We start from the raw sequence: 15,375 nt of genomic DNA on the forward strand, positions 1-15,375 counted from the left end.
GGATGAGCCGAGTAACTAGCAGCCAACGAAGAGGCAGTTTGAAGGATGAAGTGTATATGAATTTTTTAGCTCACCTGCATCTAGCTCACCTGGCGGAAAGCTCGCTTTCTGGCAATTTACTGGCTGATTTCGTACGCGGAAATCCTGAAGAAAGTTTTCCGCCCGACGTCGTGGCTGGCATTCATATGCATCGGCGCATTGATGTACTAACCGACAATCTGCCGGAAGTCCGCGAAGCACGGGAATGGTTTCGTAGTGAAACCCGCCGCGTTGCGCCTATTACCCTGGATGTCATGTGGGATCACTTTCTTTCCCGCCACTGGTCGCAGCTGTCGCCGGACTTTCCGCTACAGGAGTTTGTCTGTTATGCCCGCGAACAAGTGATGACGATTTTGCCGGACTCACCGCCGCGCTTTATCAATCTGAACAACTACTTATGGTCAGAGCAGTGGCTGGTGCGCTATCGCGATATGGATTTCATCCAGAACGTGTTAAACGGCATGGCAAGCCGTCGGCCACGTCTGGATGCCCTGCGTGACTCCTGGTACGATTTAGACGCCCATTACGATGCCCTGGAAACCCGCTTCTGGCAGTTTTATCCGCGGATGATGGCACAGGCGTCACACAAGGCGCTCTGAAACTTCAAGCTCCGGCGTCACTATTTTTTAGCATTCGCATCCAGCGGGGCGGCATAACAGCTGTAAGAAAAACATTCGCTGGAATGATTGGCGATATCTTTAAAGTTGCTTTCAGCAACCCCCTCGAACATGAGTACCGTTCTGGACAACTCTCCGTTTTCATTTATATATGGAAAATCAAATTGTGTACTGAATCGCCATACATCTGTCTTTTCTGGCTCGCTGTTCACAGAGATACGTCGATGGAAGACTCCTCCTGAAAACGTGCGCCAGAACAATTGTTGATCAAAATCTTGTAATATCGCACACTTGGATGCTATTTGACGTAGTAAACCTGCATACCGTGGACTGCCATTACGAGCAACATTATACAAACCCTGACTAAAAGCATCAAACAAACAATAGATATGATCACTAGTGAAAAAAGGTCTTAATTTTTTTTGTTCTTCATCGCTGTAATCCAGGAGCATCTCATTGATTTCTTCCGGTGAGAATTTTAAGACAAAATTATCCTCAGGATTTGTTTCTTTCTTGTTTTTTTCACTATTCTTCTCCTCAATGGTCTTCGCATTTTGTTTCGCAATTTTTTTCGCATTTTCTTCCTCAGTTTTTTTCGCAATTTTTTCCGCAATTTTTTCCCGAGTTTTTGGTTTTAGACTAACACCATCGATGTCAACCGGTGTTGTTTTCAGATCTCTCTGCGCGTCTTCCAAATTTGTCTTATAGAGATCGGGTACTTTATCGGCAGATAAGTATCCGGATGAAGATATCTGGTGTGTTCGCATGGGGGGCTGTTCACAAAGCATCGAGGCTATATCGTCTTTAAACTCTTTTACATTAAAGTTATCGGCATTAACCTTCCCTGCTATAAACCCCGCATCGGCAATTTTCTTCTCTAATTGTTTTGTACGTTTAGAATAATAAGCGTTGTTATCATAAAACTTTTCAAGAAGGGCCCACTCCTCAAGTTGCCTTATGTGATTTTTCAACTGTTGATGATCTATTTTATATTCATGTGTACTAGAATCATTTTGGTTGCAGGGGTTACAGATTTTTAAGCATAATTTTCCATCATAATTATTATCTATGGTATCAGTGAAAATATAGGACACTTCAATACTCTGCCCGTTCTTATCAGTCATCTCATATGACCATTGCCCCGTTCGTTTCGCATTCTTAATGAGTTCGATGGACTCTGCAGGACAACCATGAAGAATGGGCAGAATTTTCTCAGGATGCTTAATGAGTAAAATTATTATATTTACAATATTTGAAAAGAAATCTTTGCTATTTTTTATTTCATCGATTTTTTCCGCTGAAATGTTTACTAAGTTTTCATTTCCGGAAATGAAAAGCAATTTGCCATGGGGGCTTTTTTTAAATTGTTCTTCTGTTTTAGAAAAGACATCCTCTTTAAAAGGTGGCAACTCAGTACCAGTAATAAACGGTTTCAATAAATTCGAATTTGAAATTGTCATATCTTTGCTCCAATACAGGGTTATCCTGGAGCAGGTTGTACCTAACCTCATGGGCAAAGAATACCAAAAATCGCTCATATCGATCGGGACAAATATTTAACAAACTCAGCCCTGACATTGAGCAGCTTTTTTGCGCTGCGTAGTGTCAGGGCTGATGACTAATGACGTAACAAATAAAACAGATGCTTTAGTTCATCCATACCGTAGCCGAAATGGCAGGCAAAGCCAGAATCCCGTCTGTCAGTTGCCCATGGCCTTCTTTGCGTTGCCATTGCGCAACATTAAGCAACGGTGACGCGGGTAGCACCACTTCACAGGCTTCTCCACGGTTGATTGCCACCAGTACACGCTGCTGATTCAGCACGCGGACAAATACCACCACGTTATCTTCCGCATACAGCACCTGACAGCCGCCACGACGCAGCGCCTGACTTTTCTTACGCAGCGCAATCATTCGCTGGTACAGCGCGAATAACGCCGTATCCTGCTTTTCCACCTGCCAGGGGAACGGTTTACGGCAAAACGGATCGTTTTTACCATCCAGTCCCACTTCATCACCGTAATAAATGCACGGTACACCAGGCCAGGTGAACAACCAGACCACCGCCAGCGGCAGGCGCGCAATATCCCGACCGAGCAGCGTTTTAAATCGCGCAGTATCGTGGCTATCGAGCTGATTAAACATACGCAGTTGCTGTTGATGAGAAAGTCCGGCGCGGTAATTATCCATCCAGGCCATACAGGTTTGGGCGTCAATTTGCTGCGGATCATAAGAGATATCGGTATTGGCGAGAAATCCCCACAACGGGAATGTGAAGCCGCGATAGTTCATGGCGGCATCTTCCACATCGGCCTGTAACCATTGCCGTGCATCGCCAAAATGCTCTCCAACTATATACGCTTCCGGCTGGGTTTCTTTCGCCGCTTCGGTGATCCCGGCAACGTGCTGCAAATTATTGCGCGCCCCACCCGCTTCCCCCAGCATATGCACCACATCCAGCCGCCAGCCGTCCATATTCCACGGCGCTTTCAGCCAGTGGCGGACAATACTGTCTTCCCCGCGATAAATTTCATTCACCAGACTTTCCGACTGATAATCCAGTTTCGGCAAGCTGGCATAGCCCAGCCAGTCGAGCGCCGTGCCATCGTCACTAAACGAGTACCAGTCGCGCCAGGGCGATTCGGGGTTGTGACAAGCACCACCCGTCCCGCGATTGTGTCTGTCAAACCAGGCATGGGAATCGCCACTGTGGTTAAACACGCCGTCCAGCACCAGCCGCATTCCCAGCTGCTGCGTATTGTGTCGCAAACGCAACAACGCCCCATCACCGCCAAACTGCGGATCGACATGGCGATAATCCTCGGTATCGTATTTATGTACGCTGGGAGCTTTAAACACCGGATTGAGATACAGCGCCGTCACGCCGAGCTTTTTCAGATACGGCAGTTTTTCGCTTATCCCGTCCAGATCGCCGCCATAGAACGTTGATCCGCCCGCCTGCGCCGTGATCGGTTCATCCCAGTCACGCAATATGATCTCTTGTCCGGCTGCGTGATGATAATAGACATGATCCTGTTCAGCTTCACGAGGAAGACTACGGGCGAAACGATCAGGGAAGATCTGATAAAAAATCTGATCCGCAGCCCATTGTGGGCCGATATCCGGTACATCGACGGCAAACTGCTCCAGTCGTGCCGGCGGCATTCGGCTGAAGCCCTGCGGTGTAAACCAACGCTGGCGATCGTGCCACAGCAGTTTGAAACTGTAACGCCGTCGAGGTTGTCCGCTGGAGAGATCGATCGCCGCCCGCCATGCGGTGACGCCAGGCTGCGGCTGACCGCGCTGCTTATGCATCGGTACTGACATTTCTTCGTTATCGTGTTCTGTACGCAGCATAATGCGCTGCGGTGGGTCTTCGCCCGTCAGCCACAGTGTAATGAGCAGTTGATCTTTGCTTTGCTTAACAAATGGGGGCACCGGCAGGTGCCATGCATTTAACATCATAATTCCCCTGTGATGAAAATCTGATCACCTTGCCATAGCCTAATGCAGGATCACTCATCATCTGAAGGATATTTGGGGGAGGAGGACGGGGGCGGATAACTTTCAGAATAGCCGGATCAGGATTTCCTCCTGAACCGGCTTACAGAACGCAAGGATTACTGGTTTTCAGCCAGCTGACGATCGTGGCGGCGCTTAAACATCCAGCCAATCAACAGCACAACAATCCACGCGAAACCGACATACAGCGAGATACGCGTATCCGGGTGATAACCAATCAACCCGATAATAAAGAGCAGGAAAATCAGCCCGCCGATGGTCGTTGCTACCCCACCCGGCACTTTAAATTTCAGCGCCTTAACTTCTTCTGGCGGCAAACGGCGACGGAAGGCGATTTGCGACAGCAGGATCATAATCCACACCCACACCGTGGCGAAGGTTGCCAGCGAAGCGATCACCAGGAAGACGTTTTCCGGCATGATGTAGTTCAGATACACAGCAAACAGCAGCGCGGTAGTCATCACCAGCACCGTAACCCACGGAATACCGCGACGCGACGTTTTGCTGAAAATTTTTGGCGCGCTGCCCTGCTCTGCCATACCGTGGAGCATACGGCCTACGCCAAATACGTCACTGTTAATTGCCGAAAGCGAAGCGGTCAGCACAACAAAGTTAAGAATGCTGGCGGCAAAGGTAATCCCCATATGCTGGAACGTCAGTACGAACGGGCTACCGGCAGTGCCAACCTGATTCCACGGGTAGATAGACATAATGACGAACAGCGTACCGACGTAGAACACCAGAATACGCATCGGCACGGAGTTAATCGCACGCGGAATCGATTTCTCAGGATCTTTCGCTTCACCGGCGGTAATCCCGATAATTTCGATCCCACCGTAAGCAAACATCACCATTTGCAACGACATCACCATCCCAAGCCAGCCGTTACTGAAGAAGCCGCCGTTGCTCCACAGGTTATGAATACCGGTCGGTTGCCCGCCGTTGCCAATCCCCCAGATGATGATGCCGAAACCGGCGACAATCATGATGATGATAGTGGCGACTTTAAAGAACGAGAACCAGAATTCCAGCTCACCGAATACCTTCACGCTCATCAGGTTTACGGCGCAAATGATCAGCACCACGCTCAGTACCCAAATCCAGTGCGGCACCGTCGGGAACCAGACACCCATATAGATACCAAAAGCGGTCACATCGGCGATGGCGACAATAAGGATTTCAAAGCAGTAGGTCCAGCCGGTAATGTAACCTGCCAGCGGGCCGAGGTTTTCCTGCGCATAACGCGAGAAAGAGCTGGCGGCCGGGTTATGTACCGACATTTCCCCCAGCGCACGCATAATGATATACGCCGCGATACCACCGATAATATAGGCCAACAACACGCTCGGACCGGCCATTTTGATGGCGTCTGCCGAACCGTAAAACAACCCGGTGCCAATTGCTGAACCCAGTGCCATAAAGCGTATGTGGCGGGTACTTAGCCCACGCTTTAGCTTGTTCTTACTTTCCATCAATTCCTAACCCATCAACACAATAAAAAACCACGGGGCATCGCAGCCCCGTGGTTAAAACAAATGTTCAGTGATTTAGTGAGCGCTGGAGGTCACCTGACGACCTGCCGCGCGATCCCAGATAATGGCCAGAACCACCATCACCACTGTTGGCATTAACCACGCCAGACCTTGTTCGGCCAGCGGTAAACGCTGCGCCCAGGACGGTAAGATATCGCTGAATGCAGATGCTTTGATCCCGTCGAGAATACCAAAAAGCAGGCTGATAAACATCGGCGGAGCAATCACGCGGGACGAATTATGCCACCATGAGCGTGTAAAACTTAATACAACCAGTGCGATACACGGCGGATAAATAGCGGTCAGCACCGGTACGGAGATCTGGATCAGCTGGCTTAAGCCGAGGTTAGACACCACCATCGAGAAGCCGCCGAGGATAAACACCAGCGTACGATAAGAGAGCGGTACGTACTGGGCAAAGAATTCTGCACAAGCACAGGTCAGGCCAACTGCCGTGACCAGGCAGGCGATGAAGATTAACGCCGCCAGCAGGAAGCTACCGCCGCCGCCAAAGGTATGCTGAACGTAAGCATGCAGGATCGCCGCACCGTTTGCAGACTGATCGACCAGCGACGCGCTGTCTGAACCCAGACGGAACAGCGCCAGGTACAGCAGAGTCAGACCAACACCCGCCATCAGGCCAGCCCAGACGGTATAACGGGTCAGCAGACGCGCTTCGGTAACGCCACGAGAACGCGCCGCGTTAACAATAACGATACCAAACACCATCGCGCCCAGCGTATCCATGGTCAGATAGCCGTTGACGAAGCCGTTAGAAAACGCAGCGTTTTGATAAGCCTCAGTCGCCGTGCTGATAGAACCCGCCGGCCAGACAATCGCGGCAACAGACAGGATGACCAGCGCGATAATTTTCAGCGGCGCAAGGAAGTTGCCCACGGTATCCAGCAGCTTGCCCGGATAGAGCGAAACCAGAATAACGATAGCGAAATAGACCAGGCTGTAGATAAACAGCGGCAGTGCGGAATCACCCGTCAGCGGCGCAATACCCACTTCAAAAGAAACGGTAGCTGTACGCGGCGTAGCGAACAGCGGCCCCACCGCCAGGTAACAAACCGTTGCCAGCAGTACGCCAGCAACTTTACCGATTGGCGTGCTGAGGCTGTCAACACCGCCGCCAACTTTTGCCAGCGCCACCACCGTTAATACCGGCAGGCCAACGGCAGTAATGAGGAAGCCGAATGCCGCAGTCCAGACGTGTTCGCCTGCCTGCAAGCCGACCATTGGAGGGAAAATAATGTTACCTGCGCCGACGAACAACGCAAATGTCATAAAGCCCAGAGCGATGATATCGCGCGATCTTAATTGATGGGTCATAAATCATACTGCCTGTGGATGTGGTGTTGTAACGTTAAATTTTTGTGCCAATCCCTGGGGATGATACAGCGGTATATTTAAACAATTTTAGCGGGAAATACTCCCAACCAGGCGCGGCGAAGAATAGTTTTTCGATTTACCGCGTGAATGCAGTCAGTATGACAGCACCTGAAGCGCAATTTAAACGCTTATAACGTTTTAAAGCAAGAAGGGATCTAAAAACCAGAGGTATATAGCGATAAGAAATCACCAACCAGTATAAAACACTATTTCCGTGAAAAAGACATGGCTAATCATGCGAACAAAAAATCACCAACCGTTGTAAAATCTAACGCCCGTATTTTGACTGCAAAGAAAATAAGCCAGCATCGGCTGGCTTATGACAATAAAAGATGACAAAGGCGGATTAATCGCTGTTTTTGGCAATTAAACGTTCCGGGATAACAAAACTGAAACGTGTTCCTTTTCCTACTGTACTCTCAATATTCAGGCGACTTTCGTGATGATTCACCGCATGTTTCACGATCGCTAACCCTAATCCGCTACCGCCGGTTTGCCGGGAACGCGCTTTATCAACGCGATAAAAACGCTCGGTCAGGCGCGGAATATGCTCCGGTGCAATGCCCGGTCCGTTATCTTCAACGCTAAATTCGGCACCGTGCGGCACTCGCTGCCAGCGTACGGTGATATGCGTGCCTTCTGGCGTATGATTTACGGCGTTATAGACCAGGTTCGAAATCGCACTGCGTAGCTGATCTTCGTTGCCAGACACCTTGAGGCCGTTATCTATCTCAAAGGTAAATGTCTGTTTTTTCTGACTCAGAGTCTGAGCCTCGCGCTCAACAACGCGCAGCATCATTGGCACATCAACCTTTTCATTGAGCAAATGCGTCGGTGCGGCTTCTATTTTCGACAGCGTCAGCAATTGCTTCACCAGCCCTTCCATCCGCTGGGTCTGCTCGCGCATGGTGTGCAACGCTTTTTCACGTACCGCGCCTTCCAGCGGTTGCTCATCCATCATCTCCAGGTAACCCTGTAACACAGTCAATGGCGTACGTAACTCATGGCTCACGTTGGCAAAAAAGTTACGCCGCGCCCCTTCCAGTTGATGCATTTGCGTGACATCACGCGCCACCATCAGCAACTGTTTGTGGGTATAAGGCATGACGCGAATTTCCAGATGCCGCCCGGTGTTGAGCACCAGATTAAGCGGGCGAGAAAAATCACGCGTTTTCAGATATTGCGTAAACTCCGGGTAACGCAGCAAGTTAAGGATGTTCTGCCCGTTATCTTCCGGCCAGCGCAAGCCAAGAATCTGTTGCGCCAGACCGTTGCACCAGAAAATACCGCCCTCTTCCGTGGTCAGCACCACCGCGTCGGGCAGCGACTCCGCGCCGCTACGAAAGCGTTTAATCAGATTGCCCAGTTCGCGGCGGCGTTTTTTATTTCGTAACTGCATCTGGTGTAATCCGTATAGCAGCGGTTCCCAGCTACCACGTCCCGGTGGCGGGGTCATACTACGATCCACCCACAGCCACCATGAAAGGCGCAATAAATTCCAGAAATGCCAGATAAGCAGTCCTGTTACCGATGCCAGCAAAAACCAGGGCAGGTAACCAAAAAATGCACCCAGGATGAAAGCCGGGAGGCAGCAAAGTAGCAGCTCCAGCACCAGCCTTTTCCACGACAGCCGTTCCAGCACGTAAGATACTCCAGTTAAGAAATCATAAGCCCTGCTCTGCGTCCGATGAGCAAGGCGTTAAAAGCGGGTTGAAAAACGATATCCTGTACCGCGCACGGTCTGCACCATGCGGTCATGCCCGCCGGGCTCCAGTGCTTTACGCAGGCGACGAATGTGGACATCGACCGTACGATCTTCCACATACACGTTGGTTCCCCAGACGTGGTTTAACAGCTGCTCGCGGCTGTACACGCGCTCAGGATGCGTCATAAAAAAGTGCAGCAGTTTAAATTCTGTCGGCCCCATCTCCAGCGGCTCTTCGCCCGCCATCACCCGGTGAGATGTCGGGTCGAGACTTAGTCCCTGCATCTCAATCACCTCTTCCACCGCCATCGGCGAAATACGGCGCATTACCGCTTTGATTCGCGCCACCAGCTCCTTCGGCGAAAACGGCTTGGTGATATAGTCATCCGCGCCGGTTTCAAGGCCGCGCACGCGATCTTCTTCTTCCCCTCTGGCGGTCAACATCACCACTGGAATATCCCGGGTCATCGACTCGCGCTTGAGGTGTTTGATGAACTGGATACCGGAGCCGCCAGGTAACATCCAGTCAAGGAGAATTAAATCCGGCCAGGGTTCATTCAGTTGATTCACAGCACTGTCATAATCTTCCGCTTCGACCGGCTGAAAGCCATTTTGTTCGAGCACGAAGCAGACCATTTCGCGAATTGGTGCTTCATCTTCTACGACCAGAATACGTCTCGCCATGATTTGCCCTGTTGTAATAAATAGGTTGCGATCATTAATGCGACGTCATTATGCGTCAGATTTATGACAGATTTATGAAAAGCTCGTCGCACATATCTTCAGGTTATTGATTTCCGTGGCGCAGAAAAAAGCAAATGGCACATCTGTTTGGGTATAATCGCGCCCATGCTTTTTCGCCAGGGAACCGTTATGCGCATCCTTCACACCTCAGACTGGCATCTCGGCCAGAACTTCTACAGTAAAAGCCGCGAAGCTGAACATCAGGCTTTTCTTGACTGGCTGCTGGAAACAGCACAAACCCATCAGGTGGATGCGATTATTGTTGCTGGTGATGTTTTCGATACCGGCTCGCCGCCCAGTTACGCCCGCACGTTATACAACCGTTTTGTTGTCAATTTACAGCAAACTGGCTGTCATCTGGTGGTACTGGCAGGAAACCATGACTCGGTCGCCACGCTGAATGAATCGCGCGATATCATGGCGTTCCTCAATACGACCGTGGTCGCCAGCGCCGGACATGCGCCGCAAATCTTGCCTCGTCGCGACGGGACGCTAGGCGCAGTGCTGTGCCCCATTCCGTTTTTACGTCCGCGTGACATTATTACCAGCCAGGCGGGGCTTAACGGTATTGAAAAACAGCAGCATTTGCTGGCAGCGATTACTGATTATTATCAACAACACTATGCCGATGCCTGCAAACTGCGCGGCGATCAGCCTCTGCCCATCATCGCCACGGGACATTTAACGACCGTGGGTGCCAGTAAAAGTGATGCCGTGCGTGACATCTATATTGGCACGCTGGACGCGTTTCCGGCACAAAACTTTCCACCAGCCGACTACATCGCGCTCGGGCATATTCACCGCGCACAGATTATTGGCGGCATGGAACATGTTCGCTATTGCGGTTCCCCCATTCCACTGAGTTTTGATGAATGCGGTAAGAGTAAATATGTCCATCTGGTAACATTTTCAAACGGCAAATTAGAGAGCGTGGAAAACCTGAACGTACCGGTAACGCAACCCATGGCGGTGCTGAAAGGCGATCTGGCGTCGATTACCGAACAGCTGGAACAGTGGCGCGATGTATCACAGGAGCCACCTGTCTGGCTGGATATCGAAATCACTACTGATGAGTATCTGCATGATATTCAGCGCAAAATCCAGGCATTAACCGAATCATTGCCTGTCGAAGTATTGCTGGTACGCCGGAGTCGTGAACAGCGCGAGCGAGTGTTAGCCAGCCAACAGCGTGAAACCCTCAGCGAACTCAGCGTCGAAGAGGTGTTCAATCGCCGTCTGGCACTGGAAGAACTGGATGAATCGCAGCAGCAACGTCTGCAGCATCTTTTCGCCACAACGTTGCATACCCTCGCAGGAGAACACGAAGCATGAAAATTCTCAGCCTGCGCCTGAAAAACCTGAACTCATTAAAAGGCGAATGGAAGATTGATTTCACCCGCGAGCCGTTCGCCAGCAACGGGCTGTTTGCCATTACCGGTCCAACCGGCGCGGGAAAAACGACCCTGCTGGATGCCATTTGTCTGGCGCTGTATCACGAAACTCCGCGCCTTTCTAACGTTTCACAATCGCAAAATGATCTCATGACCCGCGATACCGCCGAATGTCTGGCGGAAGTGGAGTTTGAAGTCAAAGGTGAAGCGTACCGTGCGTTCTGGAGCCAGAATCGGGCGCGTAACCAGCCGGACGGTAATTTGCAGGTGCCACGCGTTGAGCTGGCGCGCTGTGCCGATGGCAAAATTCTCGCCGACAAAGTGAAAGATAAGCTGGAACTGACGGCGACGTTAACCGGACTGGATTACGGGCGCTTCACCCGTTCGATGCTGCTTTCGCAGGGGCAATTTGCTGCCTTCCTGAATGCCAAACCCAAAGAACGCGCGGAATTGCTCGAGGAGTTAACCGGCACTGAAATCTACGGGCAAATCTCGGCGATGGTTTTTGAGCAGCACAAATCGGCCCGCACTGAGCTGGAGAAGCTGCAAGCGCAGGCCAGCGGCGTCGCGTTGCTCACGCCGGAACAAGTGCAATCGCTGACAGCGAGTTTGCAGGTACTTACTGACGAAGAAAAACAGTTACTTACCGCGCAGCAGCAAGAACAACAATCACTAAACTGGTTAACGCGTCTGGACGAATTGCAGCAAGAAGCCAGCCGCCGTCAGCAGGCCTTGCAACAGGCGTTAGCCGAAGAAGAAAAAGCGCAACCTCAACTGGCGGCGCTCAGTCTGGCACAACCGGCACGAAATCTTCGTCCGCACTGGGAACGCATCGCAGAACACAGCGCGGCGCTGGCGCATACTCGCCAGCAGATTAAAGAAGTAAATACTCGCTTACAGAGCACAATGGCGCTTCGGGCGAGCATTCGCCACCACGCGGCGAAGCAGTCAGCAGAATTACAGCAGCAGCAACAAAGCCTGAATGCCTGGTTACAGGAACACGACCGCTTCCGTCAGTGGAACAACGAACTGGCGGGTTGGCGTGCGCAGTTCTCCCAACAAACCAGCGTTCGCGAGCATCTGCGGCAATGGCAGCAACAGTTAACCCATGCTGAGCAAAAACTTAATGCGCTTACGGCGATCACGTTGACGTTAACCGCCGATGAAGTTGCTACCGCCCTGGCGCAACATGCTGAGCAACGCACGCTGCGTCAGCGCCTGGTCGCGCTGCATGGACAGATTGTTCCCCAACAAAAACGCCTGGCGCAATTACAGGTCGCTATCCAGAATGTCACGCAAGAACAGACGCAACGTAACGCCGCACTTAACGAAATGCGCCAGCGTTATAAAGAAAAGACGCAGCAACTTGCCGATGTGAAAACTATTTGCGAGCAGGAAGCGCGCATCAAAACGCTGGAAGCTCAACGTGCACAGTTACAGGCGGGTCAGCCTTGTCCACTTTGTGGTTCCACCAGCCACCCGGCGGTCGAGGCGTATCAGGCGCTGGAGCCTGGCGTTAATCAGTCTCGATTACTGGCGCTGGAAAACGAAGTTAAAAAGCTCGGTGAAGAAGGTGCGACGCTACGTGGGCAACTGGACGCCTTAACAAAGCAACTTCAGCGTGATGAAAACGAAGCGCAAAGCCTCCGACAAGATGAGCAAGCACTTACTCAACAATGGCAAGCCGTCACGGCCAGCCTCAATATCACCTTGCAGCCACAGGACGATATTCAACCGTGGCTGGATGCACAAGATGAGCACGAACGCCAGCTGCGGTTACTCAGCCAACGGCATGAATTACAAGGGCAGATTGCCGCGCATAATCAGCAAATTATCCAGTATCAACAGCAAATTGAACAACGCCAGCAGCAGCTCTTAACGGCATTGGCGGGTTATGCACTGACATTGCCACAGGAAGATGAAGAAGAGAGCTGGTTGGCGACGCGTCAGCAAGAAGCGCAGAGCTGGCAGCATCGCCAGAACGAATTAACCGCGCTGCAAAACCGTATTCAGCAACTGACGCCGATTCTGGAAACGTTGCCGCAAAGTGATGAACTCCCGCACAGCGAAGAAACTGTGGTGCTGGAAAACTGGCGGCAGGTTCATGAACAATGTCTCGCATTACACAGCCAGCAGCAGACGTTACAGCAACAGGACGTTCTGGCGGCGCAAAGTCTGCAAAAAGCCCAGGCGCAGTTTGACACCGCGCTACAGGCCAGCGTCTTTGACGATCAGCAGGCGTTCCTTGCGGCGCTAATGGATGAACAAACACTAACGCAGCTGGAACAGCTCAAGCAGAATCTGGAAAACCAGCGCCGTCAGGCGCAAACGCTGGTCACTCAGACAGCAGAAGCGCTGGCACAGCATCAGCAACACCGACCTGACGGGTTGACTCTCACTGTGACGGTGAAGCAGATTCAGCAAGAGTTAGCGCAAACTCACCAAAAGTTGCGTGAAAACACCACCAGTCAGGGCGAGATTCGCCAGCAGCTGAAGCAGGATGCAGACAACCGTCAGCAACAGCAAACCTTAATGCAGCAAATTGCTCAAATGACGCAGCAGGTTGAGGACTGGGGATATCTGAATTCGCTAATAGGTTCCAAAGAGGGCGATAAATTCCGCAAGTTTGCCCAGGGGCTGACGCTGGATAATTTAGTCCATCTCGCTAATCAGCAACTTACCCGGCTGCACGGGCGCTATCTGTTACAGCGCAAAGCCAGCGAGGCGCTGGAAGTCGAGGTTGTTGATACCTGGCAGGCAGATGCGGTACGCGATACCCGTACCCTTTCCGGCGGCGAAAGTTTCCTCGTCAGTCTGGCGCTGGCGCTGGCGCTTTCGGATCTGGTCAGCCATAAAACGCGTATTGACTCGCTGTTCCTTGATGAAGGTTTTGGCACGCTGGATAGCGAAACGCTGGATACCGCCCTTGATGCGCTGGATGCCCTGAATGCCAGTGGCAAAACCATCGGTGTGATTAGCCACGTTGAAGCGATGAAAGAGCGTATTCCGGTGCAGATCAAAGTGAAGAAGATCAACGGCCTGGGCTACAGCAAACTGGAAAGTGCGTTTGCAGTGAAATAACTATTCAGCAGGATAATGAATACAGAGGGGCGAATTATCTCTTGGCCTTGCTGGTCGTTATCCTGCAAGCTATCACTTTATTGGCTACGGTGATTGGTAGCCGTTCTGGTGGTTGTGATGGTGGTATGAAAAAAGTCATTTTATCTTTGGCTCTGGGCACGTTTGGTTTGGGGATGGCCGAATTTGGCATTATGGGCGTGCTCACGGAGCTGGCGCATAACGTAGGAATTTCGATTCCTGCTGCCGGGCATATGATCTCGTATTATGCGCTGGGGGTGGTGGTCGGTGCGCCAATCATCGCACTCTTTTCCAGCCGCTACTCACTCAAACATATCTTATTGTTTCTGGTGGCGTTGTGCGTCATTGGCAACGCCATGTTCACGCTCTCTTCGTCTTACCTGATGCTCGCCATTGGTCGGCTGGTTTCCGGCTTTCCGCATGGTGCATTTTTTGGCGTCGGCGCGATCGTGTTATCGAAAATTATCAAACCCGGCAAAGTCACCGCCGCCGTGGCGGGGATGGTTTCCGGGATGACAGTCGCCAATTTGCTGGGCATTCCGCTGGGAACGTATTTAAGTCAGGAATTTAGCTGGCGTTACACCTTTTTATTGATCGCTGTTTTTAATATTGCGGTGATGGCATCGGTCTATTTTTGGGTGCCGGATATTCGCGACGAGGCGAAAGGGAAGCTACGCGAACAATTTCACTTTTTGCGCTGCCCGGCCCCGTGGTTAATTTTCGCCGCCACCATGTTTGGCAACGCAGGTGTGTTTGCCTGGTTCAGCTACGTAAAGCCATACATGATGTTTATTTCCGGTTTTTCGGAAACGGCGATGACTTTTATTATGATGTTAGTTGGGCTAGGGATGGTGCTGGGGAATGTGCTAAGTGGCCGGATTTCAGGACGTTATTCACCACTGCGCATTGCGGCAGTAACTGACTTTATTATTGTGCTGGCACTGCTGATGCTCTTTTTCTTCGGCGGCATGAAAACAACGTCGCTTATTTTTGCATTTATTTGTTGCGCGGGATTATTTGCCCTTTCAGCACCACTGCAAATATTGTTACTGCAAAATGCCAAAGGCGGAGAGTTATTAGGTGCCGCAGGTGGGCAAATAGCGTTTAACCTCGGTAGCGCCGTCGGCGCATATTGCGGTGGTATGATGCTGACGCTGGGGCTGGCATATAATTACGTGGCGCTGCCTGCCGCCCTGCTTTCGTTTGCTGCGATGTCGTCGTTGCTGCTGTATGGTCGCTATAAGCGCCAGCAAGCGGCGGATAGTCCGGTGCTGGCGAAACCACTGGGGTAGATTACTGTCACGGTGCGCGTTGCTTATTGCCGGATGAGG

10 protein-coding genes are annotated in these 15,375 nt (G+C 51.3%); 4 read left to right on the plus strand and 6 right to left on the minus strand.

Translation table 11 applies throughout. The annotated features are described in order from the left end of the window. Positions 1–56: 56 nt before the first annotated feature. Entirely contained in the window at positions 57–638 is a 582-nt protein-coding gene (gene acpH, locus ACK8NJ_RS17750; RefSeq protein WP_001009884.1) for an ACP phosphodiesterase, read from the plus strand. A gap of 20 nt (positions 639–658) precedes the next feature. Here acpH and ACK8NJ_RS17755 read toward each other — a convergent pair whose 3' ends face one another. The 6 genes from ACK8NJ_RS17755 to phoB all read right to left on the minus strand — a co-directional run bounded on the left by ACK8NJ_RS17755 (position 659) and on the right by phoB (position 9,494). Continuing rightward, on the minus strand, positions 659–2,116 hold the full coding sequence (locus tag ACK8NJ_RS17755) for a hypothetical protein (protein WP_220418419.1): 1,458 nt from the start codon (positions 2,114–2,116) through the stop codon (positions 659–661). A gap of 187 nt (positions 2,117–2,303) precedes the next feature. Beyond that, a complete protein-coding gene (gene malZ / locus ACK8NJ_RS17760) occupies positions 2,304–4,121 on the minus strand; it encodes a maltodextrin glucosidase (protein WP_281989077.1) in 1,818 nt (605 codons plus the stop codon). Positions 4,122–4,276: 155 nt separating this feature from the next. Beyond that, positions 4,277–5,650 (minus strand): proline-specific permease ProY, encoded by a 1,374-nt coding sequence (gene proY / locus ACK8NJ_RS17765; protein WP_001295329.1) that lies wholly within the window; start codon positions 5,648–5,650, stop codon positions 4,277–4,279. 75 nt (positions 5,651–5,725) lie between these two features. Beyond that, entirely contained in the window at positions 5,726–7,045 is a 1,320-nt protein-coding gene (gene brnQ, locus ACK8NJ_RS17770; protein ID WP_000149639.1) for a branched-chain amino acid transporter carrier protein BrnQ, read from the minus strand. Between the two features lie 406 nt (positions 7,046–7,451). Next, on the minus strand, positions 7,452–8,747 hold the full coding sequence (phoR, locus tag ACK8NJ_RS17775) for a phosphate regulon sensor histidine kinase PhoR (protein WP_000893603.1): 1,296 nt from the start codon (positions 8,745–8,747) through the stop codon (positions 7,452–7,454). A gap of 57 nt (positions 8,748–8,804) precedes the next feature. Further along, entirely contained in the window at positions 8,805–9,494 is a 690-nt protein-coding gene (gene phoB / locus ACK8NJ_RS17780) for a phosphate response regulator transcription factor PhoB (protein ID WP_000113933.1), read from the minus strand. Between the two features lie 189 nt (positions 9,495–9,683). Between phoB and sbcD the strand changes: the two genes are divergently transcribed. The 3 genes from sbcD to araJ all read left to right on the plus strand — a co-directional run bounded on the left by sbcD (position 9,684) and on the right by araJ (position 15,336). Next, positions 9,684–10,886 (plus strand): exonuclease subunit SbcD, encoded by a 1,203-nt coding sequence (sbcD, locus tag ACK8NJ_RS17785; protein WP_411961841.1) that lies wholly within the window; start codon positions 9,684–9,686, stop codon positions 10,884–10,886. Beyond that, a complete protein-coding gene (gene sbcC, locus ACK8NJ_RS17790) occupies positions 10,883–14,026 on the plus strand; it encodes an exonuclease subunit SbcC (protein ID WP_411961842.1) in 3,144 nt (1,047 codons plus the stop codon). The genes sbcD and sbcC overlap by 4 nt, the downstream gene beginning before the upstream one ends. 125 nt (positions 14,027–14,151) lie before the next feature. Further along, positions 14,152–15,336, plus strand: a complete 1,185-nt coding sequence (gene araJ, locus ACK8NJ_RS17795) for an MFS transporter AraJ (protein WP_024193078.1) — start codon at positions 14,152–14,154, stop codon at positions 15,334–15,336. Positions 15,337–15,375 lie beyond the last annotated feature (39 nt).

It is taken from the genome of Escherichia sp. F1, from assembly GCF_046764225.1.
In the GTDB taxonomy this organism is placed as follows: Bacteria; Pseudomonadota; Gammaproteobacteria; order Enterobacterales; family Enterobacteriaceae; genus Escherichia; species Escherichia coli.

Excerpts from the sequence above, each read along its gene's own strand:
- ACK8NJ_RS17755 (WP_220418419.1), bottom strand. The coding sequence starts at position 2,116 with ATGACAATTTCAAATTCGAATTTATTGAAACCGTTTATTACTGGTACT.
- sbcC (WP_411961842.1), top strand. The coding sequence starts at position 10,883 with ATGAAAATTCTCAGCCTGCGCCTGAAAAACCTGAACTCATTAAAAGGC.
- malZ (WP_281989077.1), bottom strand. The coding sequence starts at position 4,121 with ATGATGTTAAATGCATGGCACCTGCCGGTGCCCCCATTTGTTAAGCAA.
- araJ (WP_024193078.1), top strand. The coding sequence starts at position 14,152 with ATGAAAAAAGTCATTTTATCTTTGGCTCTGGGCACGTTTGGTTTGGGG.
- acpH (WP_001009884.1), top strand. The coding sequence starts at position 57 with ATGAATTTTTTAGCTCACCTGCATCTAGCTCACCTGGCGGAAAGCTCG.
- proY (WP_001295329.1), bottom strand. The coding sequence starts at position 5,650 with ATGGAAAGTAAGAACAAGCTAAAGCGTGGGCTAAGTACCCGCCACATA.
- phoB (WP_000113933.1), bottom strand. The coding sequence starts at position 9,494 with ATGGCGAGACGTATTCTGGTCGTAGAAGATGAAGCACCAATTCGCGAA.
- sbcD (WP_411961841.1), top strand. The coding sequence starts at position 9,684 with ATGCGCATCCTTCACACCTCAGACTGGCATCTCGGCCAGAACTTCTAC.
- brnQ (WP_000149639.1), bottom strand. The coding sequence starts at position 7,045 with ATGACCCATCAATTAAGATCGCGCGATATCATCGCTCTGGGCTTTATG.